This window comes from Erythrobacter sp., from assembly GCF_030066995.1.
In the GTDB taxonomy this organism is placed as follows: domain Bacteria; phylum Pseudomonadota; class Alphaproteobacteria; order Sphingomonadales; family Sphingomonadaceae; genus Erythrobacter.
The window spans coordinates 571,864-594,585 of the sequence record NZ_JASJAP010000001.1 but is presented as its reverse complement, the minus strand read 5'-3'; the positions used below and the strand labels follow the sequence as shown (position 1 = coordinate 594,585).

The 22,722-nt window shown below is 60.1% G+C and carries 20 protein-coding genes and 1 tRNA gene; 9 read left to right on the top strand and 12 right to left on the bottom strand.

The window, feature by feature from the left end:
- The first annotated feature begins 13 nt into the window (after positions 1-13).
- A complete protein-coding gene (locus QNI87_RS02835; RefSeq protein ID WP_300593672.1) occupies positions 14-1,084 on the top strand; it encodes a DUF475 domain-containing protein in 1,071 nt (356 codons plus the stop codon).
- On the opposite strand, the gene QNI87_RS02830 is transcribed toward QNI87_RS02835, so the two are convergent.
- The 6 genes from QNI87_RS02830 to QNI87_RS02805 all read right to left on the bottom strand — a co-directional run bounded on the left by QNI87_RS02830 (position 1,059) and on the right by QNI87_RS02805 (position 9,943).
- Positions 1,059-2,024 (bottom strand): bile acid:sodium symporter family protein, encoded by a 966-nt coding sequence (locus QNI87_RS02830; protein ID WP_300593669.1) that lies wholly within the window; start codon positions 2,022-2,024, stop codon positions 1,059-1,061. The two genes, QNI87_RS02835 and QNI87_RS02830, sit on opposite strands and share 26 nt — an antisense overlap.
- A 51-nt stretch (positions 2,025-2,075) precedes the next feature.
- On the bottom strand, positions 2,076-3,554 hold the full coding sequence (locus QNI87_RS02825; protein WP_300593666.1) for a tetratricopeptide repeat protein: 1,479 nt from the start codon (positions 3,552-3,554) through the stop codon (positions 2,076-2,078).
- Positions 3,547-4,911: a PEP-CTERM-box response regulator transcription factor gene (prsR, locus tag QNI87_RS02820; protein ID WP_300593663.1), complete on the bottom strand. Its 1,365-nt coding sequence runs from the start codon at positions 4,909-4,911 to the stop codon at positions 3,547-3,549. The genes QNI87_RS02825 and prsR overlap by 8 nt, the downstream gene beginning before the upstream one ends.
- Positions 4,911-7,052 carry an XrtA/PEP-CTERM system histidine kinase PrsK gene (gene prsK, locus QNI87_RS02815; protein WP_300593660.1) on the bottom strand — a complete coding sequence of 714 codons (2,142 nt, stop codon included), beginning with the start codon at positions 7,050-7,052 and terminating at the stop codon, positions 4,911-4,913. Before prsK ends, prsR begins: the two co-directional genes overlap by 1 nt.
- The gene (locus QNI87_RS02810) at positions 7,052-8,437 is read right to left on the bottom strand and encodes a TIGR03013 family XrtA/PEP-CTERM system glycosyltransferase (RefSeq protein ID WP_300593657.1); all 1,386 of its coding nucleotides are present in this window, start codon (positions 8,435-8,437) and stop codon (positions 7,052-7,054) included. The genes prsK and QNI87_RS02810 overlap by 1 nt, the downstream gene beginning before the upstream one ends.
- A gap of 168 nt (positions 8,438-8,605) precedes the next feature.
- Positions 8,606-9,943, bottom strand: a complete 1,338-nt coding sequence (locus QNI87_RS02805) for a short-chain fatty acyl-CoA regulator family protein (protein ID WP_300593654.1) — start codon at positions 9,941-9,943, stop codon at positions 8,606-8,608.
- A 174-nt stretch (positions 9,944-10,117) separates the two neighbouring features.
- Here QNI87_RS02805 and QNI87_RS02800 point away from each other — a divergent pair, with 174 nt between their 5' ends.
- Both QNI87_RS02800 and QNI87_RS02795 read left to right on the top strand, forming a co-directional pair.
- Entirely contained in the window at positions 10,118-11,716 is a 1,599-nt protein-coding gene (locus QNI87_RS02800) for an isocitrate lyase (protein WP_300593652.1), read from the top strand.
- A gap of 117 nt (positions 11,717-11,833) precedes the next feature.
- Positions 11,834-12,031 carry a hypothetical protein gene (locus QNI87_RS02795; protein ID WP_300593649.1) on the top strand — a complete coding sequence of 66 codons (198 nt, stop codon included), beginning with the start codon at positions 11,834-11,836 and terminating at the stop codon, positions 12,029-12,031.
- Positions 12,032-12,179: 148 nt separating this feature from the next.
- Here QNI87_RS02795 and QNI87_RS02790 read toward each other — a convergent pair whose 3' ends face one another.
- Together QNI87_RS02790 and QNI87_RS02785 are read right to left on the bottom strand one after the other, a co-directional pair.
- A complete protein-coding gene (locus QNI87_RS02790) occupies positions 12,180-13,979 on the bottom strand; it encodes an SLC13 family permease (protein WP_300593648.1) in 1,800 nt (599 codons plus the stop codon).
- A gap of 133 nt (positions 13,980-14,112) precedes the next feature.
- A tRNA-Leu gene (locus QNI87_RS02785) sits at positions 14,113-14,198 on the bottom strand.
- Positions 14,199-14,384: 186 nt separating this feature from the next.
- On the opposite strand from QNI87_RS02785, the gene QNI87_RS02780 reads away from it, so the two are divergent.
- Genes QNI87_RS02780 through QNI87_RS02770 form a run of 3 tightly spaced genes read left to right on the top strand, consistent with a single transcriptional unit; the run spans position 14,385 to position 17,631 of the window.
- Positions 14,385-15,605, top strand: a complete 1,221-nt coding sequence (locus tag QNI87_RS02780) for an efflux RND transporter periplasmic adaptor subunit (RefSeq protein ID WP_300593646.1) — start codon at positions 14,385-14,387, stop codon at positions 15,603-15,605.
- Positions 15,605-16,342 (top strand): ABC transporter ATP-binding protein, encoded by a 738-nt coding sequence (locus tag QNI87_RS02775; protein ID WP_300593643.1) that lies wholly within the window; start codon positions 15,605-15,607, stop codon positions 16,340-16,342. The genes QNI87_RS02780 and QNI87_RS02775 overlap by 1 nt, the downstream gene beginning before the upstream one ends.
- Positions 16,342-17,631 (top strand): ABC transporter permease, encoded by a 1,290-nt coding sequence (locus tag QNI87_RS02770; RefSeq protein ID WP_300593641.1) that lies wholly within the window; start codon positions 16,342-16,344, stop codon positions 17,629-17,631. Before QNI87_RS02775 ends, QNI87_RS02770 begins: the two co-directional genes overlap by 1 nt.
- 4 nt (positions 17,632-17,635) lie before the next feature.
- On the opposite strand, the gene QNI87_RS02765 is transcribed toward QNI87_RS02770, so the two are convergent.
- Both QNI87_RS02765 and efp read right to left on the bottom strand, forming a co-directional pair.
- The gene (locus tag QNI87_RS02765; protein ID WP_300593638.1) at positions 17,636-18,454 is read right to left on the bottom strand and encodes an inositol monophosphatase family protein; all 819 of its coding nucleotides are present in this window, start codon (positions 18,452-18,454) and stop codon (positions 17,636-17,638) included.
- 6 nt (positions 18,455-18,460) lie between these two features.
- Positions 18,461-19,024 carry an elongation factor P gene (efp, locus tag QNI87_RS02760; RefSeq protein WP_300593636.1) on the bottom strand — a complete coding sequence of 188 codons (564 nt, stop codon included), beginning with the start codon at positions 19,022-19,024 and terminating at the stop codon, positions 18,461-18,463.
- Positions 19,025-19,255: 231 nt separating this feature from the next.
- Here efp and QNI87_RS02755 point away from each other — a divergent pair, with 231 nt between their 5' ends.
- Both QNI87_RS02755 and QNI87_RS02750 read left to right on the top strand, forming a co-directional pair.
- Entirely contained in the window at positions 19,256-19,630 is a 375-nt protein-coding gene (locus tag QNI87_RS02755) for a hypothetical protein (protein WP_300593633.1), read from the top strand.
- A gap of 133 nt (positions 19,631-19,763) precedes the next feature.
- The gene (locus tag QNI87_RS02750; protein WP_300593630.1) at positions 19,764-20,522 is read left to right on the top strand and encodes a hypothetical protein; all 759 of its coding nucleotides are present in this window, start codon (positions 19,764-19,766) and stop codon (positions 20,520-20,522) included.
- A gap of 12 nt (positions 20,523-20,534) precedes the next feature.
- Here the strand turns inward: QNI87_RS02750 and thiE are convergent, their stop codons facing one another.
- On the bottom strand, positions 20,535-21,179 hold the full coding sequence (gene thiE, locus QNI87_RS02745) for a thiamine phosphate synthase (protein WP_300593627.1): 645 nt from the start codon (positions 21,177-21,179) through the stop codon (positions 20,535-20,537).
- A gap of 125 nt (positions 21,180-21,304) precedes the next feature.
- On the opposite strand from thiE, the gene QNI87_RS02740 reads away from it, so the two are divergent.
- A complete protein-coding gene (locus tag QNI87_RS02740; protein WP_300593624.1) occupies positions 21,305-21,721 on the top strand; it encodes a hypothetical protein in 417 nt (138 codons plus the stop codon).
- A gap of 10 nt (positions 21,722-21,731) precedes the next feature.
- Here the strand turns inward: QNI87_RS02740 and QNI87_RS02735 are convergent, their stop codons facing one another.
- On the bottom strand, positions 21,732-22,622 hold the full coding sequence (locus QNI87_RS02735) for a fructose bisphosphate aldolase (protein WP_300593622.1): 891 nt from the start codon (positions 22,620-22,622) through the stop codon (positions 21,732-21,734).
- Positions 22,623-22,722: the final 100 nt, after the last annotated feature.

Below are 22,722 nucleotides of genomic sequence, written 5' to 3'. Positions count from 1 at the left end.
GAGGCCAGCCAGAATGCAAACACTGCTGCGCTACTACAGCTTCTCGCTATTATTCACCGCCGTGTGCCTCATCATTGCGGGCTGGTATGGCTGGATGAGCAGCGGGACCATTGGCGGCACGATGTCAGTTCTCTGGATCGTTTTCGTGCTGTCGATCCTGGAAGTATCGCTCAGCTTTGACAACGCGGTCGTCAACGCCACGGTCTTGCGCGAAATGGACCCTGTTTGGCAACAACGCTTCCTCACCATCGGGATCCTGATCGCGGTGTTCGGGATGCGGATCGTATTTCCGATAGCGATTGTCTCGATTGCGGCCAGTATCGGGCCGTGGGCGGCGGTGGAGCTGTCGCTGGGCGATCCCGAGGAATACGAACGCATAGTCTCGGCCGCGCATATCGGGATCGCCGGATTTGGCGGCGCTTTCCTCTCCATGGTCGGCCTCACCTTTTTCTTCGACGAGGAGAAGGACATTCACTGGATCAAGGCGATCGAGGAATCCGCGGCGCGCTTCTCGAGCGTCCCCGCGCTTGAAATCGCGCTGGTTCTAGGACTGGTCTATGGCGTCTCTACGCTGCTGGAACCCGATGATGCGCTGACCTTCCTTGGTGCGGGTGTCCTCGGTCTGCTCACCTATATCGGGGTCCATGCGCTGGGTGAGATTATCGAACAGCGCGAGGTGCGCAAGAAAGCGGCGGGCGAAATGGTCCGTTCAGGGCTTGGCGGATTTCTCTATCTTGAAGTTCTCGACGCGAGTTTCAGCTTTGACGGCGTCGTCGGGGCCTTCGCGCTTTCGAACAACATGATCGTAATTGCCCTGGGTCTGTCGGTCGGCGCGATGTTCGTGCGCTCGATGACAGTGCATTTGGTGAAGACGGGCACGCTCTCGCAATATCGCTTTCTCGAACACGGCGCGTTCTGGGCGATAATTGTGCTTGGCGTGATCATGCTGGTGTCGGCCAAGTATCACATTAACGAGACCATCACCGGACTGATCGGCGCAACGCTGATCGGGCTGTCGCTTGCCTGGTCGATCCGGCACAATCGCTCGGAACGAACCGCTACCCCTGAGAACGCGCAAACATAGTCGCCAGCGGCGCGGCCCAGATCAGTTGGATCAGGTGGTAAATCAGTAGCGGTGCGATCACAAAACCGGCCACTTGCGCGGGAAACAGGATTGCAGCAAGCGGAGCGCCAACGGCAACGCTCTTCTGCACGCCAGCAAACAAGAAGGCGATCCGGTCGCCGCGCGGATAACCGAGCAGACCGCTTAGCATCCATGCGCCTGCGGTCGCGACCATCAGCATGAAAACGCACAAGCCGAGCAGAATCGCCCAATCGGCAAGTGTGAAAAGATGAGCAAGCCCCTCTTCAATCGCACCGGAAAAAGCGACGTAAACCGCAATCCCGATGACGATCCGGTCCAGCCACACGACTTGCGACCTGCGCGCGACAATCCACTCGCGCGTCCAGCCCTGCAACGCCTGACCAACAAGAAAGGGAAGCACGAGGATCAAGCCGATCCGGACGATCATCTCGCTACCAATATTGGCGCCGCTTTCTCCGCTGAGAACCGCGAACAGCGGCGCGGAGACAAACACGCCGGCGATGTTGATGAGCGCCGCACCCACCACTGACAACGCGGCGTTACCGTTCGCAAGCGTCGTGTAGGAAGTTGCGGACTGGATCGTGGACGGCAGGACGCCCAGATAGACAAAACCAAGCGCTACGAGCGGCGGCAAAACTGATGCGGCGAGAACCCCAACGCCCCAACCGGCCAACGCCATCACCCCAAAGACCCAAACGAACAGAGGAGCGAAGAAGCGCCAATTGGCGAGCCCATTGCCGATCTCCCCGCGCGCGATGCGCATTCCATTCACGAGAAAGAGGAAGAAGATGGCCGCGCTCGAGATCGTCTGAGCGGTGGCGCGTGCTTCACCGGTCGCGGGCACCACCCAAGCGAGCGCGGTTGCGATGAGAAGCACCGCGATCATCGGATCTGCGAGAGGTGTGAGGCGCGCATGCATGGCGCGCTCCCCTGCCTGCGGTTGGTCGGCTTGTCGAGTGTCTGACCTTGGTCAGTTCCGTGGTGGGATCGCGGCGTCAAGCTCCCACGCCCGGCGCTCAAAGCGTCCCGCTTCAGCGTCTTTAGCAAGCGCCCGCGCCGCATCGGCGCGCAGTTGAAGGAGGCGCGGATTATTGCTCGCGCCGCGCTTGATGGCGTGATCCAGGAGCGCCTCAACGCGCCGCCAATCCCCCTTTTGCGCGGCCTGCTGCGCGTTAGCCATCAAGGCCTCCGCGTTCTGCGGTTCGCCGCGCAAATGCCGCGCCAGAAGAACGTCTGCAGCCATAGTATCGCCCAAGTCGCGATAGGCGGCGACGGCTTTGAGCGTGAGAGGCCAAGATCGCCGCAAGCGCGCGGCTCGGCGGTAAAGCTCAAGTGCGCGCTCGGGCTGATCACCTGCCAGCGCCGCGTCTCCGGACAAGACCGCAATGTCGCTGGACTTGGGAAATCTCCCGTGAAGTCGTCCCGTCTCACGCACCGCATCGCGTAAGCGGCCTTGGCCGATCAGCTTGCGAACCCGTACAGTCGCTTCGGGCAAGCCTGTCTTCGGCGCAAAGGACACCCAGCCGTCTTGGCGTCCGGCGTAGGCCCGTGCGAGGAAATCCGAAGCCGCCGCGCGATTGCCCTGACGTTCATAGGCGCGGCCGACGAGCATGAGGAGATAGGGCGAAGCGTCCTTGCCAGACGCCGCATCGACAAAACGCGCCACCAATTCGGCGTCGCGACCGCCCAGCCACATCGCTCGCGCCAACAGGTCGGCGGCCTCCCTGTTTGCAGGCTGCTTCTGCACCAGAGCCTCAAGCGTTTTCGAGGCGCTTGCGTAGTTGCGCTCATTCAAATCGATCAACGCGTCGAGCATCATGGCCGACGGTATGCCCTCAGCCGCAAGCCCGCTGCGCTCCAGCAGGCTCTTGGCAAGCACCGGCTGTCCACCGCGCGCGGCAAGAACCGACTTCAGAAACAGCGAACGCGGATTCTCGGGCGCAACCTCGGCTAGCCTACGGGCTGCGGCGAGCATCTCAGCGTTGTACCCGGCATCGCCCAACGTCGCGGCGTATTCGGCGAGCGCGTCCGGATTGTGTGGATCGGCTTCTAGTGCGGATTCAAACCAGACCAGCGCGTCGATTAGACCAAACGCGTCGCGTACGAATTGCCCGCGCAACACCAACGCCGGTGCGTGACGCGGTCCTAGGTCCAGTGCGTGATCCGCTGCTTCAAGCGCGCTTAGCTGCTCTCCGCTGCGATAGCGCATGCGCGCAATCGCGACCCACACGTCCGGATTGCGTGGTTCACGCGCGAGCGCCCGATCAAGCAAACGCGCAGCCTTCGCACTGTCGCCCTCCTGCGCCCTTATGATCAGGGCCTCGACAGGCTCCTCGCCGCGTTCGAAGCTCTTCTTTGGCAAATTTGTCTGAGCCGCTTCCACCGCACCGCATGCCGTCAGCGCCAACGCGGTTAGAAAAACACAAAGGCGCGCAGCGGCGTCAGGCATGCAGATCGTATTGTTTGAGCAAGTCGTAAAGCGTCGGGCGGCTAATCCCAAGCATCTTGGCGGTGCTCGAGATATTGCCCTCGCTACGGGCCAATGCGTGCCGAATAACGCGTCGGTCAGCGCGCTCGCGCGCCACTTTGAGATTCAGGACGTCGTTCTCATCCTCCTCGTCATCCTCGAAGTCGAGATCTTCGGCGTGCACGAGCTTGCCATCGGCCATGATGACCGCGCGCTTTACCCGGTTTTCAAGTTCACGCACGTTGCCCGGCCATTCGTGACGGTCGATTGCCGCCAAAGCGTCGGGGGCAAACCCAGTCACCGCTGGGTTCATCTCGCTTGCAAACCGCTTGAGAAACGCCTTTGCGAGCAATATCGCGTCGCCGTGACGTTCGGCCAGGCTGGGAATGCGCACGACGATTTCGGCCAGGCGGTAAAACAGGTCTTCCCGGAACGTGCCTTCGCCAATCATGGCCTCGAGATTCTGGTGGGTTGCGCACACAATGCGCGTATCGACCGGTATTGTCTTACGCCCCCCGATACGCTCGATGGTGCGCTCCTGAAGAAAGCGCAGCAGCTTGACTTGCAAAGGCAAGGGAATATCGCCCACCTCGTCGAGGAAGAGTGTGCCACCATTAGCGCTCTCGATCTTGCCCTCGGTGGTCTTCACAGCGCCGGTGAACGCGCCCTTCTCGTGACCGAACAGTTCGCTTTCAAGGAGGTTTTCCGGTATCGCGGCGCAGTTGATCGCGACGAAGGGGCCTACGGTGCGGTCGCTGGCGTCATGGAGCCCTTGTGCGAGCAATTCCTTACCCGTTCCGCTGGCACCCAAAAGCATGACCGAAACGTTGGTCGACGCCACCCGCTCGATCGTACGTGCCACCTTGACCATCTCCGGCGCGCCCGTAATCAGGCGACCCAGCACGGTCTTTTCCTCACCGGCGCTGGCTAAAAGGCGACGGTTCTCTGCCTCGATCTGATGGAGGTTGAACGCGCGGCGCACGATCAGGCCAAGCGCTTCAATGTCCAGCGGCTTCTGGTAGAAATCGTAAGCACCGCGCTCGATTGCCTGCAGCGCGCTTTCGCGCGCGCCATGTCCGCTCGCAACAATCACCTTGGTGTCCGGCTTAAGTTCCATGATCGCGTCAAGCACCGCAAAGCCCTCGGTCGTCCCGTCTGGATCAGGCGGCAATCCGAGATCGAGCGTCACGACCGCCGGCGTCTCGCTGCGCAGAAGGGCAAGCGCGCTGTCGCGGTCCCCCGCGATCACCACCTCAAAGTCATCATAGGCCCATTTAAGCTGAGCCTGCAGGCCTTCGTCATCTTCGACAATAAGGAGCGTGGGTTTCTTTTCAGTCATCAGGCCACCTGTTCGGAGGATTCGGTCTTGCTGTCGGCTTTGGGCGAGAACAAGCGCGCGGCTTCGGGCAGAGGAAGCAACACAGTGAAGCGCGTTCCCACGCCTTCGCGCGATTCAACTTGCAAGCGTCCGCCCATCGCCTTGATCATCTCGCGCGCTTCGAACGCGCCGATCCCAAAGCCGCCTTGCTTGGACGAGACGAAAGGCTTGTATAGACTTGTGCTGACAAAATCCGGCGACATTCCACATCCAGCGTCGACGATCTCAAGCCGACCGTGCAGCGTATCGCTGGAGACAGTTATATGGATGGGCGCGTCGGGTTCACTTGCATCAATCGCGTTTTGAACGAGGTGAATGAGAGCCTGTTCCAGACCGTCCTTGTCCCCCAGAACAAGCGCGCCCTCGCTTGATGTTACCGCGATAGGATGGGCCGCGGCAAAGCGCTGTTCAAGGGACGTGGCCATGGCCCAAAGATCCACCTCACAGATGGTCTGCACCGGCCCCGAGCCGTAGCGCCCAAGGCGGGCGAGCAGCGCGTTGAGCTTCTCCGAAGACTTTTGAAGAGTGACCAGCATGTCCTTACGAAATTCCGGGTTATCGGCGTGCTTTTGCGCATTCGCCGCGAGCAGCGAGAGTTGGCTGGCGAGGTTCTTGATATCATGCATCACGAACGCCATCCGGCGGTTGAACTCGTCGAAGCGGCTCGCATCCATTAGCGCGCGTTGTCCGGCCTGCTCGGCCAGATAGCTCGCAAGCTGCTGACCCACGACGCGCAAGAGGTCAAAGTCCTCCCAATCCAGTCGGCGCGTGATACGCGGGCGCGCCAACACGATACAGCCGATCAGCCTGTCAAAATGAATAAGCGGCACTAGCGCCCAGGCGTCCTCCGCGTCGATCAGCCATTGCGGGACTTGGTCCAGCTCACCGTGATGATCGATGCCACCGCGCACTTCATCAAGATCCAGAATGTGGCTGTGCCGCTCCAAAAGGGCCGAAAGCTCGTATTCTCCCCTTGCGGCTGGAACCTCGATCATCGGCCAGTTCCAGCGCTGGGTCAGCTCAAGCTGGGCCTCCTCGTTCGAAATCAGCAGCAAACCCCCCGGGCTGTCGGTGATGTCGGCAATCGCCTTGATCGCGCGTTCGTGAAAGCTCGCACTCCCGCTCGAACCGCGACCCACCGTGCGGGTAAAGCGCAGCCATTCCTCGCGATAATCGTAGCGGTGCTGGAAGAGATGTTTGGTCGCGGTCACCCGGAGCCATCGGCGTACTCGGTTTGATGGCATCCCGATTACCGCCAGCGCTACGGCCATTACCAGGAAGACCACTTGGCTCGCGCGAGCGATGTCACCACCCAGAAGCGCAAGCGAGCGGGTTACCAGCACCATGAGCACAAGGTAGCCGCCGATCACGAGAAGAGAGAGCGTCTGGAAGGTGACCGCGCGGCTAGGCCTGAACTGCAGGGCGGAGCTGGCAGCGTTCGCGCCCAAGGCGAAAAGCCCGACCATGACCCCGCAAAACAAGCCGCGAAGGCTCATGAGAAAGAAAGGGAGTTCACCATCGAGATAGGCGATGGTGAACAGGTTGAGATCGTAGGCAAAGACGCACGCTAGCCCGATGGTGCCCCACCGCAGAACGTCCCGAGCGGGCGTAGCGGCGCTCGCATAGAGGTTGTGAAGCAGCATCAGAGCGCCCACCGCTACCAGCATGTTAAGGATCACCGACACCTCGAAGGTCAAAGCTTCAAGTTGGGGCACGAACCCCACTCGGCCATCGACAAACAGCAAGATCGGCTGGAATAGCTCCACCAGAGCAAGCGTAATCAGAACCGGGCGAATGGGGCGCAGGCTCTCGTCGCGGCCATCGGCGGCAAACATTCTGAAAATCAGGAAAATGTAAGAAAGGTTGCGCAGGGTCGCTGCAAGCATGGTCGCGGGATCGCTCGAATTCTGAAGAGCGGCCAGGGAGCACCAGACAGCCGTAAATGCGCAGGCGATAAACGATGCAACGCGATCAGGCCGATCGCGTTCACCATAGCGCGCGATCCAGAGCCCTGCGCCAACGCTCAGAACAGCACCCGAAAAGTAGGAAACGAAGGTCGCAAAATCGCTAAGACTGGGATCAAGGATCGAGAACGCACTCATCACCGCGCCCCTTCCGGCCAAAGGATGACTCGCACCGTCTGCAACAGGATTACGAAGTCGAGAAACGGGGTGTAATTCTTGGCGTAGTAAAGATCGTATTCGAGCTTCTTGCGGCTGTCTTCAATCGAGGCGCCATAGGGAAAGTTGATCTGGGCCCAGCCCGTAATCCCCGGTTTGACCATGTGACGCTCGCCATAGAAGGGTATCTCCTCCTGCAGGTCATCAACGAATTTGGGGACTTCCGGACGCGGGCCAACAAAGCTCATCTGTCCCATCAGAACGCACCAGGTTTGCGGCAATTCGTCGATGCGAAGTGTGCGAATGAAACGTCCTATGCGAGTGATGCGCGGATCGTCTTCGCTGGCCCATTGCGCGCCATCTTTTTCAGCATCGGCCTGCATGCTGCGCAATTTTACGAGATGGAATGTCTCTCCGTACAACCCCACGCGTTGCTGGCGGAAGAACGCCGGACCTTCGCTGTCGAACTTTACGAGCAAAGCAAAAAGCGCAATGACCGGCGCGCTCAGCGTCAGCAGAACGACGCTGGCAGCAATGTCAAACACTCGCTTGATGGCGCTTGAAAGCATCCGCCCGCTCGAAAAGCCATCCGAAAAGATCAGCCAACTGGGATTGACCGTGTCGAGGTCGACGCGGCCCGTCTCGCGCTCGAGGAAGCTGGAGAAATCGTTGACGTGCACGCCCTTGGTCTTGATGCGCAGCAGGTCCTTCAGGGGGAGAGCGTTGCGCCGCTCCTGTAGGGCAAGGACCACCTCGCTCACGCCAAGATTCTCAACGAAACGGCCAAGATCGTGGATCGCGTCGCGCGCGATAGCTTCTTCAACCACGCGTTCAGGCTCGCTCATGGCAATGTAAGAGACGATGGCAAACCCACTCTCGGGCCGGTCGCCCAACGCTCGAAGACGCTGCGCCCGGTCACCTGCGCCCAGCACCAGCACGCGGCGGCGAAAGGCTGACGACCCAATCACGCTGTTTAGCAACAAGCGATCAGCCACAAGAACAAGCGCGGCGAAAGCCATCGCATAGAGAAGAGTGGAGCGCCAGAAGGTCTGGCCGGGCAGCACAAAATCAACGAAGGCAAGCGCGATGATACCGAGGCTGATCGCCACCAGCAGGCGGGCCCCAGCAAAACGCAAGGAGCGCAAGGCCAGCGGGCCGTAAACGCCAACCGATATCATCGCAAGCCACACCACCAGCGCTGAGCCGATTAGCGGTATCCAGCGTTCAGAGAGCGGGCCGGGATCCATACCGATTTGCGCCGCGCGCAGTTGCCAGGCGAGTTCGCTGGCCACCACCAACAGCGCCAAATCGAGCAGGCCGAGCAACAGCACGGCGTGCGGGATATAGTGCTTGAACAGGCGGATCATGGGTCGTCCAGGGCGCTCGCGTGACAGGTCTGCACAAGCGGCTCTAAAGCGCAGTGTTTAAGTGTCGGTAAACTTTACAGCCGCCCCGAGAAGCCCGGTCAGCCGGGCGAGACAATGGTTAACCGCCTCTTAGCAGCGTGGATCGATACCGGCGCGATCTCACCCCTGCTACGGTTGTGGACCGGTCGCCAGACGCGCGCTCGCCGGCATCAGACAATCGGTGCGCCCGCAGCGCGGGCACGGCGTTCCAAGCGGTGTTGCGTCCGCTGGATCAAGCGAGACACCGCGCGCCTGCGCAAGCTCGGTCGCAAAGCGCGCCTCGATGCCGAGTACAATCGCTTTTCGCGCGGAACACGCCACTCCGTCCACCTCCACCGTACGCGCGATCGTGAACCAATGGCGCGGAGCCGCCTCACCCTCGCCGAACGTCACCGTTTGAGTGAGCATGGAACCACGGCTTTCAAACGCGGCATAGGGAACCCAGGCGGGCCAGCGCGCGCCTTCGATTGGGTAAATGGCCCCGCTTGCCCCTGCGGTGAATCCAACCATGCGACCCGTGCGTCCAAAACGCGCGCTGAAGAAGGGCAAGCCGCGTTCTCCCACGCGCTGTAGTGTTGTGAGGCGCTGCGCGACCTGATCAAAGCTGGAAGCAAATCGGCGCTGAAGAACGGCCAGATCGTATCCCGTCTGCTCACAAGCGCGCAGGAATCGGCGATAGGGCATCTGGATAGCCCCCGCGCAATAATCGGTAACATGATCGCGAAAAAGCTCGCGCGCTTCGGCGTTGGCGAGGCCCGCCCCTTCAATTTGCTGGGTGATGGCCTCGCGCAGCTCGAGACTCGCGACCTGCCGGGCAATCTGAAAGCGCCGCGCGGCACCGGGAAGCATCTCGGAAAGCTGTAATTGACGGTTGTGCAGATCAAGCCGGTGGACAATGCCGGGCATGACCTCTGCGGGCAGAATGCGGACCTGAAGCTGATGGCGTTCACGCAAACGCTCATTCAGCGCCGCGCTGACATCCGATCGCGACAATCGCAATTCGTCGGACAAATCTTCGCAGGTGTGATCCAGATCGGCGAAATGGTTCTGCCAGCGCTCCACCGCCCGGCGCGCGTCGCCAGCGGGGTCTTCATCAAGCGGCATCTGGGATCCCGAATTGTCGTACAGCCGGGCAAAGGCAGCGGCGGCCTGCGGCGCGGCAGCGAGGAACTCCTGCAGTTCTTCGCGATCAATGGCTAAGTCGGCAAAACGCTTATCCGCCATGCGCCTGGCCAGACCATCGACTCCGCCAATGGCCTCGTCTTCGCGTAAAGAACTGGGATCGAAGTCGAAGCGCTCGATCACTTGGACCAGCACGCGCGCGGACAAGGGACGCTGATTGCGCTCGATCAGATTGAGATAGCTGGGTGAAATACCGAGAGAGGCAGCCATTGCGGCCTGCGTCAGCCCTTCGCGTTTGCGCAGTCGGCGCAAAGAGGGCCCGGCGAGAAGGGCGGATTCAGCCATGCGCAGCTGTGTAAATTACTTTACATATTTACACAAGTCACTAGCCCAGAATCGCTGATAGAGACACGATTGTATGGATATTTTCCTGTTATGACGCACTGCAATATCGCATGGGTCAAGCATCCCCTCCCCCTCGGGAACACACCCCGATCAAAAGCTCAGGAGAACTCAAGCATGACATACACAGACACAATCAACCAGATGCGCAGCCTTGTCGAGGCCAACGGCGCCGGCTGGTCCGCCATAGATGCCGAAGGCGCGGCGCGTATGGTTCTGCAGAACCGTTTCAAGACCGGTCTCGATATCGCCAAGTACACCGCGAAAGTCATGCGCGCGGATATGGACGCTTACGACGCTGATCCCGCCGCCTACACGCAGTCATTGGGATGCTGGCACGGTTTCATCGGCCAACAAAAGATGATCAGCATCAAGAAGCACTTCGGTTCGACCAAGAAGCGCTACCTCTACCTTTCCGGCTGGATGGTCGCCGCTCTTCGCAGCGAATTCGGCCCCCTTCCCGACCAGTCAATGCATGAAAAGACCAGCGTTCCTGCTCTGATCGAAGAACTCTACACGTTCTTGAAGCAAGCCGACGCCCGCGAATTGGGCCTGATGTTCCGCGATCTCGACGCGGCGCGGGATGCGGGCGACGAAGTGAAGGCGCAAGACCTTACCAATCAGATCGACAATTATGAAACCCACGTTGTCCCAATTATCGCCGATATTGACGCCGGGTTCGGCAACGCGGAAGCCACCTATCTGCTCGCCAAGAAGATGATTGAAGCGGGCGCATGCGCTCTGCAGATCGAAAATCAGGTCTCAGACGAGAAGCAGTGTGGTCACCAGGACGGCAAGGTGACCGTTCCGCACGAAGATTTCATTCAAAAGATTCGCGCCTGCCGTCACGCGTTCCTTGAGCTTGGCGTGGACGACGGCGTGATTGTCGCGCGCACCGACTCGCTTGGCGCGGGACTCACCAAACAGATCGCCTATTCCACCGAGCCGGGGGATCTGGGTGATCAGTACAACAGCTTTATCGACGCCGAAGAGGTCGATCCGGCCAACATCAAGAATGGTCAGGTATACATCAGCCGCGATGGCAAGCTGCTTGAACCCAAGCGTCTGCCATCTAACCTTTACCAGTTCCGTCCGGGAACGGGTATGGATCGCGTGGTACTCGACTGCGTAACTTCGCTCCAGAACGGCGCCGACCTGCTATGGATCGAAACCGAGAAGCCGCATGTCGAACAGATAGCTGAAATGGTCGACAAGGTGCGCGAGACGATCCCGAACGCCAAACTCGTCTACAACAATTCACCCAGCTTCAACTGGACGCTTAACTTCCGCCAACAAGTCTATGATGCCTGGGATGAGGCCGGAAAGGACGTCTCAGTTTATGACCGCACCAAGCTCATGAGCGTGGACTATGACGACACCGAGCTTGCGGCCGAAGCGGACGAGAAGATCCGCACTTTCCAGAGGGACGCGAGCGCGCGCGCCGGAATCTTCCATCACCTTATTACCTTGCCCACCTATCACACCGCGGCGCTCAGCACCGACAACCTCGCCAAGCGCTACTTCGGTGAGGAAGCCATGCTCGGCTACGTGCTCAACGTACAGCGCGAGGAAATCCGCCAAGGCATCGCCTGCGTGAAGCACCAGAACATGGCCGGCAGCGATATCGGCGATGATCACAAAGAGTACTTCGCCGGTGAAGCCGCGCTCAAGGCGGGCGGCAAGGACAACACCATGAATCAGTTCGCCGCCGCTTAGACTGGACAACCAACACCCATGGGGTTGCATCTCTTGCATCCCCATGGGAACGGTTTGCCACTGCCACCACTTTGGGACTGTGAAGGTTGTACCCTTCAAGGCCCTGGGAGAGAGACGATGAGCGACACCGACACACCGAATTCCGAACCAAAGCGCGCTGAACCAGGGCGCGCGCGCGCCTTGCTCTCAACAGCGGATATGAAACTGCTGCGCCGCGCGCTCGAAAGCCACGCGCGAACCACCGAAGACCGCGAAGAGCTGGCTAAAATCAACGCGCTGCACCATCGTCTGGGCACTTACGTCCCGGCGCCCTAAGCGCGGGGCGCTAACGCCGCGCTCCACTTCAACGGTTCTCCTGGGGAGGAGAAGGCGACCGTCAAGACGCTGGCAAGCCTGGCGTCCTGGCGGTCGTTACTGTTTAGAGGATTGAGTTCGCAACCGCGCGACGGTCCTGCAGAGTTCCTCAAAGACCGTAGAATAGCACCAGCAGGATCGAGAGGACCGTCACCATCAACGCGACCAAGGGCACACCGGTACGGATGTAATCCTTAAACTCGTAAGAGCCCTCAGCCATGATCAGCATATTGGTCTGGTAGGCAATTGGCGTTGCGTAACACAGGTTGCACCCAAAAAGCACGGCCAGGATCAGCGGCTCGGGTGGTAAGTCAAGTTGTGTCGCGATGTTGAAGGCGATCGGCGTGCCGACCGTTGCGGCCGTGGCGTTGGACGCAAAGTTTGTGAGCAAGGTTACAAACGTCATGATGGCGGCGAGCACCAGAGCGGGGGGCAGGAATCCGAGTCCCAGCGATAGCACCTGCCCCAGCCAAGCGGCCGCTCCGCTTTCAAGTATGATGCGCCCGATGGCGATGCTGGCGGCGACCAAGACGATGACCTTGCCCGACAGAGCGCGGCCCACTCGATCAAACTTCACGCAGCCGGTCACAAACATCAGGATCGCGCCCGCCAGCGCGCTGATCGCGATCGGCAGCCAGCCGATCGATGCCATGAATACGCTGCCGAACATAATTGCGGCCGACAGCACCGCCTTCGATCGGCGTGGAAGCTCGCGCGCGCCTTCAAGCATCAAGAGGCTGTCGTTGCGCGAAAAGGCTTGAAGATCGTCGACAAGCCCCATCACAAGAAGAACATCGCCCTCCGCAATCCTGAGATCGCCGCCTTCCGAGTACTGATCGCGCTCACCCAACAGCCGTTCGGGCCGATGGATGCCAAGCACCGCTACGCCATAAAGATCGGCAATGCCGGAGCTGGGAAGCGTGCGGGTGATGAGGCGCGAATCCGCCGTGACCGTCATCTCAACGACCATGATATCTTCGGAATTTGCCGACGCGGTGCGCCGAATGCGATCGAGCACCCAGCTTGGCGCGAGTTCTCCCCTTAGCACGCGCGTCGCGTCTTCGAGCGCTTCGTGGGTCCCGGAGATGTGCAAGCGCTGCTGGGGCTGCAACGCCCCCATGGGCGGAGAATGAAAGGTGATGCTGGAGGGCAGCTTGTCGCGCACCGCTTCCAGTTCTTTGCCGGTCAACAAACTGTCGCTGCCCACTCGCAGCCTCGTGTGGAACTGCCGTCGCGCCGCATCCGCCTCAACGCTGTTGTCATCAAGCAGACGTGGCATGACGAGCCAAAGGTAAGGCAGCGCCACCAAAGCGGCGATCAGAACGATGGGCGAATAGTGGAAAACACTCATCTGTGGTTCGCCAAGATCGACCGCGATCGAGGTCACAAGAATGTTGGTCGAGGTACCGATCGTCGTCGCCATCCCGCCGATCAGCACCGCAGCGTTTAATGGGATAAGCGTTTTGGAGGCGGGCATTGCGCCCTTTGCCGCAAGTGCGACAAAAATCGGCAGGAGCAGCACCAGAACCGGCGTGTCATTGACCGCCATCGAGAGGAAGAAGGCGATGAGCAGCGAGACCAGAAGGCCTAGCTGCAAATTGACCTTGAAGATGCCTTCAAGCAGCCGGGCGGCCGGCTCAAGCGCGCCGGTTACCACCAGCCCTCGCCCCATAATCATCAGCGCGCAAATGGTGATCAGCGCGTAGTGCCCAAACCCCCCGAAGGCGAGCGCCAGCCCGTCGCTTGGCTTGCCTCCCTCAAGTGGAAAAAAGTACAGACCAACCGCGATTACCGCGATGGTCAACAGGCTGACAATTTCGACGGACAAGCGCCCGCGCGCAAAGGCGACGAACATGGCAACCGTCACAGCCATCGCGGCGATTGCGTGATAGGAAGGCATTGAAACCATAAACTGTCGCTCGAGCGCGTTAATCCCCGAGGCCCCGGCGAATGGCAAGAGGGTTTGTGCCGTGCTCAGCGCAGCGCAGCGCAGCGCATCCGGGTAATCGCAAAGAATACCGATCGGGAATCAGTAAAGGAAATGGTGCCCCTGGCCCGACTCGAACGGGCACTCCTAAAAGGAAAGCGATTTTGAATCGCTCGCGTCTACCAATTCCACCACAGGGGCACGGCGCTTATAAGCGGAAGGCGCGCTGTTAGCGCCGCGGGCGCTGCGCATCAAGCTTTCCCTTTGCTTCACCCCCGAGCTACCCGGGTGCCGCACGCGATACGTGCCGCGACCTCTAAACCTCTTGAGCAGATGGGCGACCGGTGTCATGAGGCCAAGTAACGGGGCGGCGGAAAGGGTCGAAAAGTGAATAGGTTCTGGGGGCTGATCAAGAGCCGACCGATTGTTTCGACCATCCTCGTGATCTTGGTCGCGGGGTTTTTCTTCATGTATTTGTCGTCCGGTGGGCGCAGCTATGAATACGTGACGCAAAAAGTCACACGCGGCGAAGTGGTTCGTGTGGTCTCGGCAAGCGGGACTTTGCGGGCGCTGAATACGATCAATGTCGGTGCGGAAGTTTCAGGCCAGATCACCGATGTTTTTGTCGATTTCAATTCGCCGGTGGAAAAGGGTCAACTACTTGCGCAAATCGACCCCATCCGGGTACGAGCGCAGGTCACCCAAGCGCGCGCTCAAGTACTGCTGGCGCAAGCGTCGCTTGCTCAGGCTGAAGCTGCGATTTCCGGTGCTACAACCGATGTTGAAGTGCAGCAGCGCGAGTATGATCGCCGCAAAGAGCTCTCCCAGAAAGGCTTTGTATCGGGCGGATCGCTTGACCAAGCGCAAAACGCTCTTGTCGCCGCGAAAGCATCGCTCAGCACAGCGCAGGCCCAAGCGCAGAGCGCACGCGCACAGATCGCGCAATCAACGGCCCAATTGCGAGCCGCCGAACTCGATCTGTCGCGCACCCGAATAATTGCGCCGACGAGCGGAGTGGTGATCGATAAGTTGGTCGAGCCGGGCACCACCGTCGCGGCGAATTTCCAGACACCCAATCTTTTCACCATCGCCGCTGACACGAGCCGGATGCAGGTCGAAGCCGCTGTCGATGAAGCGGATATTGGTCAGGTACGCGAAGGACAGGATGTCCGCTTCAGCGTGGACAGCTATCCCAATCAGATTTTTGAAGCGAAGGTCGGACAAATCCGCAAATCCGCCACCCAATCAGGCAGCGCGGTCAGCTATCTTGTTATCCTCGACGTTGACAATTCGGATGGCCAATTGCTCACCGGTATGACCGCGAATGTCGATATCATTACCGGACGACGCACTGACGCCATACGTGTGCCGATAGCGGCGACCCGCTTCCTGCCACGCGAAGAAGATCGCGAGGAAGAGAACCTGCCGTCGCCCGAGCAAATGTCGCAGGAAACGAGCGTGTGGCTACCGGGCGAGGATCCTTTCAATCCGTCACGGCATGTAATCGAGCTGGGCCTGGAGGGCGAGGAATTCGCAGAAGTCGTGTCAGGTCTGAAAGAGGGGCAAGCCATCCTTGTCCGATCACGCGAGGCGAGCGAAAGCGAGTAATGCCCGCCAACGCGCCCCGCCCCCTTGTTGAAACTCGCGACCTTGTCAAAACGTACAGGCTGGGTGGCGAGACGATCCATGCGGTCAATGGGGTTTCCCTGCGCATCGATGAAGGCGAATATGTCGCGATCATGGGCACCAGTGGCTCGGGCAAATCGACCTTTATGAACATGATAGGGTGCCTCGATGTGCCTACGTCCGGAGAAGTGTTGGTCGATGGCACGCCCACACAAAACATGTCGAGCGATGCACTCGCGTCCCTGCGCAACCGCAAGATCGGTTTCGTCTTTCAGCAGTTCAATCTGCTCGCCCGAACCTCATCGATCGACAATGTGGCCGTGCCCCTCATCTACGCCGGGCTTGATGCCGCAACGCGGCGCGAACGAGCCACCGCAAAGCTGATAGCAATGGGTCTGGGAGACCGTCTATTGAACACTCCAGCCAAACTTTCTGGAGGACAGCAGCAGCGCGTTGCGATTGCGCGCGCGCTGGTTACAGAGCCGCTCATCCTGCTGGCTGACGAACCCACGGGCGCGCTTGATACTCGCACCAGCGAAGACATAATGGCGATCTTCGAAGAGCTCAACGAGCAAGGCATTACTGTTATCGTGGTGACGCACGAGGATGAAATTGCGCTTCACGCAAAACGCCGGATCGAGTTTCGCGATGGCAAAGTCATCGAGGACAAGCTTGTGGAAGACCGCAGAATTGCAGCTCCGAATGACGAGGCCGCGTAATGGCAACAGCATCTGAGCTTCTCCCCTCTGCCAGCCCCACGCGCAATCCGATGGCAAGCCTTGCGGTGAACTTTGCCATCGCAATGACGGCCCTGCGCACCAATGTCATGCGTTCTGTCCTGACCATGCTCGGCGTACTGATCGGCGTGTTCGCCGTGACCTTGGCTGTCGCGGTGGGCAATGGGGCACGAGAAGCGGTGACCGAGACGATCGACGGGTTCGGTTCGAACATGGCCATCCTAATCCCGCGACCGGATGATGACGAAGGTGGCCCACCGCGCCGCACAGACAGTGAGCGCGGGCGATTGACCCAGCGCGATGTCGATGCGATCGAGCGCGAAGTGCCTCTCGTGCGGGCCACCGCGCCGCAATTGCGCCAGAGCTTTGATATCGTTGTACCAGGCGCGAGCGCATCCACGGAAGTGGTCGGCACGACGCCGGGCTACGAGATCGCAACCGTGCATTCGGTGGACCGGGGCCGCTACATCAGCAACACGGACGTACGCTCATCCGCGAGGGTCGTTGTGTTGGGGCGCACGGTGTCGGAGACCTTGTTCGGCGAGGCGGACCCCATCGGTGAAACCGTGCGGGTGAACGGCGTGCCTTTCGCCATTATCGGGCTTCTGGAGGAGAAGGGCTCGACCTTGGGTGATGATACCGACGACACGATGCTCATGCCGATCACAACCATGCGGCAACGATTTGTTGGCGACACGTTACCTGGTCCCGATGATTTGCAGCTTGCCTTTGTGGCCTTCCAAGAGGGGGCATCGCTTTCGCGTGGCAAGACAGAAATCATTGCCTTGCTGAAGGATCGCTACAATGTGGAATTTGGCGATGTGACTCCATTTACGGTGCGTACCACCGAAGAGTTTGTCGAACAGAGTCAGTTCATAACCGGTATACTGCAAGGTGTCCTCGTCGCCATTGCCTCGATCTCCCTGCTTGTCGGAGGGATCGGCATCATGAATATCATGCTGGTGAGCGTCACAGAGCGCACGAGGGAAATCGGGCTTCGCATGGCGCTTGGCGCGCGACGCAGCGACATTCGCAACCAGTTTCTGGTTGAGGCTGCGGTGCTGTGTATGCTCGGCGGTGCCGTGGGCATTATCCTTGCTTGGTTGACCGGCGTCACTCTGGAAGCCAGCTTCGACTTTCCGGTGCCGGTCGGAATAGCCACCGCGATCGGCGCCGTGGTCTTTTCTGCGTTTATCGGGCTCGTCTTCGGCGGCTACCCCGCCATTCGCGCTTCGCGGCTTTCCCCCATTGAGGCGCTGCGAACCGAGTAGGGTACTACCGCAAGGATCCAGCGAGTATCTTGTGCAATCTCGAGTGCAGCTTGTCGTTGGCTGCGAGGATCTGGGCAGAGTGAATCGGGTTTGAGCGCCCGCGAAAATCGCTGACAAAACCGCCTGCCTCACGCACGAGCAGGCATCCAGCAGCGGTGTCCCAATCGTTGAGTCCGCTCTCCCAAAAGCCGTCGAAGCGCCCTTGCGCAAGATAGGCAAGGTCGAGCGAGGCCGCGCCAAAGCGGCGGATTCCGGCCACCTCTGGCCCGATGGCGCCAAATATGCGACTCCATTCGCCGAAGTCTCCGTGGCCCTGAAAAGGGATGCCGGTAGCAATCAGCGCGTCGGTCAGACTTCCCCGTGCCGAAACACGAAGGCGAGCATCCTGCAACCAGGCACCGCGCGACTTCTCAGCCCAGTAGGTCGCGTCTTCGAGCGGGTGATAGATCACGCCCGCCGTCACCTCGCCCCAGCCTTTACCATCGAGTCGCGGCTCCTGCACCGCAATGCTGATTGCGAAGTGCGGGATGCCGTGCAGGAAATTCGAAGTGCCATCGAGCGGATCGACAATCCAGCGCGGTTTGCCTTCATCGCCTTCGATCACCCCCGCCTCTTCCATCACGAAGCCCCAGCCCGGCCTCGCCTGGCTGAGATCGTCGTACAGCGCGCGTTCGGCGCGCATATCGGCCTTGGAGACAAAATCCGCCGGTCCCTTGCGGCTGACCTGCAAGTGCTCGACTTCGCCAAAATCGCGGCGTAACCGCCCGCCCGCCTTTCGCGCGGCGCGTTCCATCACGCGGATGAGGCCGGAAAACATACTCATGTCAGCTTAGCCAGCCTTCCCCACATAAGTTTGTTCGTACACATCGACCACGATCCGCGTGCCGCTTTCAATATGGGGGGGGACCATTATGCGAACGCCGTTGTCGAGCACGGCCGGCTTGTAACTGGAAGAGGCCGTCTGGCCTTTCACCACCGCGTCTGCCTCTACGATCTCCGCTTCGATCTGCTGCGGCAATTGCACACTGATCGGCTTTTCCTCCCACAGCTCCAGCATGACCTGCATGCCGTCTTGAAGGAACGGGCGGGCGTCGCCCAACAGATCGCTCGGGAGATTGATCTGCTCGTAGGTGTTCGTGTCCATGAAGACGAGCATGTCGCCATCTTCATAGAGGAACTGGTATTCCTGTGTATCAAGCCGCACCTTCTCGACCGTGTCGGCGCTCCGGAAGCGGACATTGGTCTTGCGGCCATCCTGCAGGTTTTTCATTTCCACTTGCATATACGCCCCGCCCTTGCCCGGCTGCGTGTGCTGGATCTTGGCGACTTTCCAAATGCCGTTCTCGTATTCGATGATGTTGCCCGGACGAATGTCGACGCCGCTGATTTTCATGAGGTTCTCTTGGGTTGTGCGCGTAAGTGTCTGGCGCTGGCGAAAAGCTTGAGCATGGCCCTTGCTACGCAGCGTCACGTGATGGGCGCGCATAGACGAGCGCGCAAGCGACAACAAGCCTTGTGAAGAGGCGTTTCAGGAGGAGTTCCTGCGCTCACAAGATGGTTAAGCGCGTGGCCACAACCGAACACCGATGATAGGACGGGAGGTAAACCAAGACTGGCATACCCTATGAAGACGTCGTCCATCCTGCTCCTGACCGCTGTCGCTGTCCTTGCGGCGGCGGCACCAATCGTCGCCCAGGAAGGTCGCCCGCTGCGCACGCTGCCCCACGGTGCTTATCAGTGCGCACTGCCCGGCGATGCGGATGGCCTTGCCTTTGAACCGGTGGAAACCGAGAGCTTTCTCATCATCCCGGGTTCCGCCTATCGCGACGCGCAGGGCCAGCGCGGCCTGTATCTGCTGCGGGGTAACGAGTTGATCTTTACAAGTGGGCCCAAGAAGGGCCAGCGCTTTGAGCGTGTTGGCGATAATACCGTCCAACGCGTTGAGGTCGACGGCGCGCTCGGCCGCCTACGCTGCACACGACTTGCCGGTACGGGGTGAGGCTGACGGCGCTCGGCCGCTCGCGTCCTATCAAGCAAAGCCTGACAGAGCGGAGCCAAGCCACCTTTTTCGCTCTCGACAAAGCGAGAAACCCATCTAGGAGACAGTGTCTCATCTTCTGGAGAACCGTACTTTGGCCCACAACCTCTTCGCAACGGGCAACGCTGCCCTAATCTTTGCCGCGTCAGCCTTTTACGCTGTCCAATCAACGCCAGCATACGCGCACGCGCAACAGAGCGAAGTCCCCACGCCTACGGCGGCGGAAGCGGGGCCTGCGGCGGCCCCGGCCAACCCTGCTATGCCGCTTTACACAAGTTTCGAGGTTATCGAGAAGCTCCGGGAAGGCGGCTACATCATGCTGATCCGGCACGAGCGCACGGAAGTGCCCTCGCGCGCTGACGACTACACTCGTCCACCTGCCGAATGCCGCGCCCAGCGCAATCTGTCCGTCGCCGGTGTGGTAAGCTCGCACGAGACCGGCACCTTGATCCGCGCTGCCGGAATCCCGATTGCGCGTGTAATCACCAGCCCAATGTGCCGCGCTACGGAGACCGCACGATACATGTTTGGCGCCGAGTACGAAACGGATAATCGGCTGATGCACCACGATCCCGGTGCCCAGAGCAAGCGCCCGCTCGATCAAGCGGCCCGCGAAACCAGCGAAGTAATTGACGAACTCGCCCCAGTCCTGGCCGATGGAAACGTCGCGCTTATCTCGCACGGCGGAAACATCTTCAAATCGACGGGCCTGCGGCTCACAGAGGGCGAGATTGGTGTTCTGCAGCTCGACGAACAGGGCAAAGCAATCGCGATGGGCCAGTTCACCGGTAGTACCTTGGGCTTTTACATACGGATGAAGCAGGCCGAGGAAGCGAGCGAGCCAGCCGAATAAGGGCGCGGGGCGTCAATCGGCGATCACTGCCTTGGTGAACGCTTTGACCGCCTCCGCCTCATCGCCGTTCCACACCGCGCCCGAGACTGCGAGAAAGTCGGCTCCCGCGTTGACCAGAGGCGTGCAGTTCTCGGGTGTTATGCCTCCGATGGCGACTACCGGGATCTCGAAAAGCCGAACCCACCAGGCGATTAGGTCGGGTTCGGGACGCTTGGCATCCGCGCCTTTGTCTTTGGTCGAAGAAGGGTAGAACGCCCCAAACGCGACATAGTCCGCGCCTGCCTCACCCGCTTCCATCGCTAGGTGCTTGGAAGCGTGACATGTCACACCGATTTGGGCGTCGCGACCCAAAGCCTCGCGCGCTTCTTTCGGATCCCCGTCGTCTTGACCCAGATGCACGCCGTCGGCCTTGATCCGCTTGGCCAGCGAAACGCTGTCGTTGACGATGAAAGCGCAGTCGTAAGAGGCGCAAATGGCCTGAAGCGGTGCGGCCAGCCTTACGGCTTCGTGTTGGTCAACGCTCTTCACGCGAAACTGAAAGGCGGTCACCGAACCCTGTCCTGCCGCCAGAGCACGCTCAAGTCGCTGTGGGAAGTCCCCGTCAACTTGAAGCGGAGATATGAGGTAAAGCTGCGTGCGCTCGTTCGTATCACTCATGGCCAGCCCCCTAGCGCGCCGTCATTGGCATGACCATGGCGATTGTCCTTGTCTGAGACACACCCTTCGAACGCCCAACACGGCGTCAAAGATTATGGTATATATTCCGTTAAGGAGATCTGACCATGGCCTTTGTCCGGCGCTTCGCGCTGCCCGCTCTAGCCCTCGCCGGTGCCCTTGCGTCGCCGCTAAAAGCTGAGGTTTCAGTCGAGAGCGACGTGGCGTTCTTTCAGCGCGTGCAGGTGGGCCGTGTTGATGTCACCCCGCTAAATGTCTTTGCCGACACGCGCTGCCTTGACTGGGAGCTGTGCGCGCGCACTCAGACGATGGTGATCACAGCGATCTTGCACACCGAAAGCGGTCCTCAGCAGATTGTCCTTGTCCTTGGCGAAGGCGCCCGGATCGAAGGCGGTTATCTGGTTCTCATGAGCGCGGGAGTGCCACCAAGCCAAAACGGAGCAATCCCGATCAACGATTACCGTCTGGAGCTGGCTTTTGTCCCCGACGAGCTGGTCGAGAGCAACAAGGACAGCGACTCCTAAACGCGGCGTATCAGCCCGCGACGCTGGCCGCCGCAATCTGATCGATCGCCTCGCTGAGCGCGCCGTTAAATTCGATGTCGGACTGGTCTTTGCGAAGGTCTTGCAACAGACCGCGCGAAAAGCTTGCGATCATGCCCGGGTTCTTCGCCAGATGCGCGCACGCTTCATCGGTGGAATAGCCGCCCGACAAGGCAACCACGCGCAGCACGTTGGGATGCTCGACCACTGGGGTGTAAAGCCCCGGTTTCACCGGGATCGAGAGCTTCAGCATCACCTTGCGGCCTTCGGGAAGCGCGTCGAGACCTTTCAGGATCTCGGCGAGCAAAATCTCTTCGCCCGCCTCGCGATCTTCCGCGGTGATGTCGTATTCAGGCTCCAGCATCGGCATAAGACCCGCATCGGCAATCCGATTGCCAACCTCGAACTGCTGCGCGACGATCGCTGCGATACCGGCGGGGTTTGCCGATTTGATGACTGAGCGCATCTTTGTGCCGAACATGCCCTTGGCGACCGATTTTTCGAGCAGCGCAGGGAGCTTGTCGAGCGGTTTCATCAGTTGCACACCATCGGTTTCGTCGGCGAGCCCCTGATCGACCTTGATGAAGGGAACGACGCCGCGCGCCTTCAGAGCGTCTGCGGTGGGCATGCCATCCACTTCACCGTCCATCGTCTTTTCAAACAGTATCGCGCCGATTACCTTGCCGCTGGCAAAACACGGGCTTGTGATGACGCGGGCGCGCATCTGGTGGATCTGCGCGAACATCTGGTCATCCCCCGACCATTCGCTGTCGTCGACGCCGTAACCGCGCAGCGCCTTGGGCGTGGAACCCCCGGACTGGTCAAGCGCGGCGATGAAGCCCTGACCTTCGGCGATTTTTGCGGTCATTTCCTGTGTGTTCATGGCGTGTGTGATCCCCCTTTTCCCAAGCGTATTGGCGCTGAATTTCCCTTAGCCAGCGCCCCACAAGCCTGCAACGCCAAGCACAAATACCGCACCAAAA

Bases quoted from the DNA above. Each gene is read 5' to 3' on its own strand.
- QNI87_RS02795 (WP_300593649.1), top strand. From the start codon at position 11,834: ATGAGCGACACCGACACACCGAATTCCGAACCAAAGCGCGCTGAACCA.
- QNI87_RS02830 (WP_300593669.1), bottom strand. From the start codon at position 2,024: ATGCATGCGCGCCTCACACCTCTCGCAGATCCGATGATCGCGGTGCTT.
- QNI87_RS02805 (WP_300593654.1), bottom strand. From the start codon at position 9,943: ATGGCTGAATCCGCCCTTCTCGCCGGGCCCTCTTTGCGCCGACTGCGC.
- QNI87_RS02755 (WP_300593633.1), top strand. From the start codon at position 19,256: ATGAAGACGTCGTCCATCCTGCTCCTGACCGCTGTCGCTGTCCTTGCG.
- QNI87_RS02810 (WP_300593657.1), bottom strand. From the start codon at position 8,437: ATGATCCGCCTGTTCAAGCACTATATCCCGCACGCCGTGCTGTTGCTC.
- QNI87_RS02740 (WP_300593624.1), top strand. From the start codon at position 21,305: ATGGCCTTTGTCCGGCGCTTCGCGCTGCCCGCTCTAGCCCTCGCCGGT.
- QNI87_RS02835 (WP_300593672.1), top strand. From the start codon at position 14: ATGCAAACACTGCTGCGCTACTACAGCTTCTCGCTATTATTCACCGCC.
- QNI87_RS02765 (WP_300593638.1), bottom strand. From the start codon at position 18,454: ATGAGTATGTTTTCCGGCCTCATCCGCGTGATGGAACGCGCCGCGCGA.
- thiE (WP_300593627.1), bottom strand. From the start codon at position 21,179: ATGAGTGATACGAACGAGCGCACGCAGCTTTACCTCATATCTCCGCTT.
- QNI87_RS02775 (WP_300593643.1), top strand. From the start codon at position 15,605: ATGCCCGCCAACGCGCCCCGCCCCCTTGTTGAAACTCGCGACCTTGTC.
- prsK (WP_300593660.1), bottom strand. From the start codon at position 7,052: ATGAGTGCGTTCTCGATCCTTGATCCCAGTCTTAGCGATTTTGCGACC.
- QNI87_RS02800 (WP_300593652.1), top strand. From the start codon at position 10,118: ATGACATACACAGACACAATCAACCAGATGCGCAGCCTTGTCGAGGCC.
- prsR (WP_300593663.1), bottom strand. From the start codon at position 4,911: ATGACTGAAAAGAAACCCACGCTCCTTATTGTCGAAGATGACGAAGGC.
- QNI87_RS02825 (WP_300593666.1), bottom strand. From the start codon at position 3,554: ATGCCTGACGCCGCTGCGCGCCTTTGTGTTTTTCTAACCGCGTTGGCG.
- QNI87_RS02790 (WP_300593648.1), bottom strand. From the start codon at position 13,979: ATGGTTTCAATGCCTTCCTATCACGCAATCGCCGCGATGGCTGTGACG.
- QNI87_RS02770 (WP_300593641.1), top strand. From the start codon at position 16,342: ATGGCAACAGCATCTGAGCTTCTCCCCTCTGCCAGCCCCACGCGCAAT.
- efp (WP_300593636.1), bottom strand. From the start codon at position 19,024: ATGAAAATCAGCGGCGTCGACATTCGTCCGGGCAACATCATCGAATAC.
- QNI87_RS02735 (WP_300593622.1), bottom strand. From the start codon at position 22,622: ATGAACACACAGGAAATGACCGCAAAAATCGCCGAAGGTCAGGGCTTC.